Source organism: Aminobacter anthyllidis (assembly GCF_018555685.1).
Taxonomy (GTDB): Bacteria; Pseudomonadota; Alphaproteobacteria; order Rhizobiales; family Rhizobiaceae; genus Aminobacter; species Aminobacter anthyllidis.
On record NZ_JAFLWW010000025.1, the window covers coordinates 1 to 3,062 of the forward strand.

The 3,062-nt window shown below is 64.8% G+C and carries 3 protein-coding genes; all 3 read left to right on the top strand.

Annotated features, from left to right (window positions below):
* The 3 genes from J1C56_RS32650 to J1C56_RS32660 are packed head-to-tail and all read left to right on the top strand — an operon-like array spanning nucleotide 1 to nucleotide 3,018.
* On the top strand, nucleotides 1–1,197 hold the full coding sequence (locus J1C56_RS32650) for an NAD(P) transhydrogenase subunit alpha (RefSeq protein ID WP_246592318.1): 1,197 nt from the start codon (nucleotides 1–3) through the stop codon (nucleotides 1,195–1,197).
* The gene (locus J1C56_RS32655; RefSeq protein WP_214394056.1) at nucleotides 1,194–1,619 is read left to right on the top strand and encodes an NAD(P) transhydrogenase subunit alpha part 2; all 426 of its coding nucleotides are present in this window, start codon (nucleotides 1,194–1,196) and stop codon (nucleotides 1,617–1,619) included. The genes J1C56_RS32650 and J1C56_RS32655 overlap by 4 nt, the downstream gene beginning before the upstream one ends.
* 1 nt (nucleotide 1,620) lies before the next feature.
* Entirely contained in the window at nucleotides 1,621–3,018 is a 1,398-nt protein-coding gene (locus J1C56_RS32660) for an NAD(P)(+) transhydrogenase (Re/Si-specific) subunit beta (RefSeq protein WP_214394057.1), read from the top strand.
* The last annotated feature ends 44 nt before the right edge of the window (nucleotides 3,019–3,062 follow it).

A 3,062-nucleotide genomic window follows, 5' to 3' on the forward strand; every position in this document is an offset into this window, starting at 1 on the left:
TTGTCGCGCATTCCCGATGCCGATTTTGCGGCGGTGGGGGCTGTCATCGGCAAGGCATCCGATGCGGCCAGGGCCGATGTGGTGCTGAAGGTGCGCCGGCCTTCGGAAGCCGAGCTCAAGGGCTACAAGGCAGGTGCCGCGGTGCTTGCCACCATGGACCCCTACGGCAACGATGCGGCGGTTCAGGCGATGGCCAAGGCGGGTGTCACGGCATTCGCCATGGAGTTCATGCCGCGCATCACCCGTGCCCAGGTGATGGACGTGCTGTCGTCACAAGCCAACCTCGCCGGTTACCAGGCCGTCATCGACGGTGCGGCCGAATATGACCGCGCCTTGCCGATGATGATGACGGCGGCCGGCACCGTGCCGGCGGCGAAAGTGTTCATCATGGGCGTCGGCGTCGCCGGCCTGCAGGCGATCGCAACCGCACGCCGCATGGGCGCGATCGTGACCGCCACCGACGTGCGTCCGGCGGTCAAGGAACAGGTCGCTTCGCTCGGTGCCAAGTTCCTCGCCGTCGAGGACGAGGAGTTCAAGGCAGCGGAGACCGCTGGCGGCTACGCCAAGGAGATGTCGAAGGAGTACCAGGCCAAGCAGGCGGCCCTGACCGCCGAGCACATCGCCAAGCAGGACATCGTCATCACCACGGCACTCATCCCGGGCCGTCCGGCACCCAAGCTGGTGTCTGCGGCCATGGTTGCCTCGATGAAGCCGGGTTCGGTGCTTGTCGATCTTGCCGTCGAACGCGGCGGCAATGTCGAGGGCGCGCAGGCCGGCAAGGTGGTGACGACCGCCAATGGCGTCAAGATCGTCGGCCATCTCAACGTGCCGGGCCGTGTCGCGGCGTCGGCTTCGCTGCTGTACGCCAAGAACCTGTTCGCCTTCCTCGAGACCATGGTCGACAAGACGAGCAAGCAGATTGCCATCAACCGCGACGACGAGCTGGTCAAGGCAACGATGCTGACCGATGGCGGTAAGGTGGTGCACCCCAACTTCGCCAATGCGGCGGCTGCAGCAGCAGCTGACAAACCCAAGCCGATCGTTGCGGGCCAGAACCGCGGCGACGATCCGGCGAGCGATAGCGCAGCACCGGCCAAGACAGCGCCGAAGAAAGCAGCACCGGCTAAAGCCGACCAGGCCGCTGTCGCCAAGAAGCCTACGGCTGCCAGGAAGTCGTCCAAGCAGGGAGACGCATGATGGAAGGTCTTCAAAAAGCCCTCGACCAGCTCGACCAGGCGGTCGATGCCGTCCGGCTCGGGGTCCAGGATCTCGCCACCGCTGAAGGTGCGGCGGAAGCCGCCGGTAACGCAGCACATGCCGTCACCGGCGGGGCGATCGACCCGTTCGTGTTCCGCTTCGCCATCTTCGTTTTGGCGATCTTTGTCGGCTACTACGTCGTCTGGCAGGTGACGCCGGCGCTGCACACGCCGCTGATGGCGGTCACCAACGCCATCTCCTCGGTCATCGTCGTCGGTGCGCTGCTTGCCGTCGGCATCGCCGCTTCCGGGCTTGCCACCGGCTTCGGCTTCGTTGCCCTGGTGCTGGCTTCGGTCAACATCTTCGGCGGCTTCCTCGTCACCCAGCGCATGCTGGCGATGTACAAGAAGAAGGACAAGTGACGTGACCCTCAACCTCGCTTCCTTCCTCTACCTCGTCTCCGGCATCCTGTTCATCCTCGCCCTGCGCGGCCTGTCGCATCCGACCACTTCGCGCCAGGGCAACACCTACGGCATGATCGGCATGGGCATTGCCATCGTCACCACGCTGGCCCTGGCCAAGCCGTCGGTGACCGGCCTTGGCCTGATCGTGCTTGGCCTTGCCATCGGCGGCGGCATCGGTGCGGTGACCGCGCGGCGCATCGCCATGACCTCGATGCCGCAGCTTGTCGCGGCCTTCCACAGCCTCGTTGGCATGGCCGCGGTGATGGTCGCCGCAGCCGCCGTCTATGCGCCGGAAAGTTTTGGCATCGGCACCGTCGGTGCCATCCACGGCCAGGCGCTGGTCGAGATGAGCCTGGGTGTCGCCATTGGCGCCATCACCTTCACCGGCTCGGTCATCGCCTTCTTGAAGCTCGATGGCCGCATGTCGGGCAAGCCGATCATGCTGCCCGGCCGCCACTTCATCAACGCAGCACTCGGCATCGCCCTTGTCGTGCTCATCGTCATGCTGGTGACGACCCAGTCGACGACGGTGTTCTGGCTGATCGTCGCCGTGTCGCTGGTGCTCGGCGTTTTGCTGATCGTGCCGATCGGCGGCGCCGACATGCCGGTGGTCGTTTCCATGCTCAACTCCTATTCGGGTTGGGCGGCAGCCGCGCTCGGCTTCACGCTCGGCAATCTCGCGCTGATCATCACCGGCGCGCTGGTTGGCTCCTCCGGTGCGATCCTCAGCTACATCATGTGCAAGGGCATGAACCGTTCGTTCATCTCGGTCATTCTCGGCGGCTTCGGCGGCGAGACGGCGGCTGTCGCCGACGACGGCATCGAGCGCACCGTCAAGCAGGGTTCGGCCGACGACGCCGCCTTCCTGATGATGAACGCGCAAAAGGTCATCATCGTGCCGGGCTACGGCATGGCGGTGGCCCAGGCCCAGCATGCGCTGCGCGAGATGACCGACAAGCTCAAGGCCAATGGCGTCGAGGTCAAATACGCCATCCACCCGGTCGCAGGCCGCATGCCCGGCCACATGAACGTGCTGCTCGCCGAGGCCAACGTGCCTTACGACGAGGTCTTCGAGCTCGAAGACATCAACTCCGAGTTCGCCCAGGCCGACGTCGCCTACGTCATCGGCGCCAACGACGTCACCAACCCCTCGGCGCGCGACGACAAGAACAGCCCGATCTACGGCATGCCGATCCTCGACGTCGACAAGGCCCGCACCTGCCTGTTCGTCAAGCGCTCCCTTGGCTCCGGCTACGCCGGCATCGACAACACGCTGTTTTACAAGGACGGCACCATGATGCTGCTCGGCGACGCCAAGAAGATGACCGAAGAAATCGTCAAGGCAATGGATCACTGAGCCTAAAGCTCAGCCAACCAAAACCACTGCTAACAAAAGCCCGG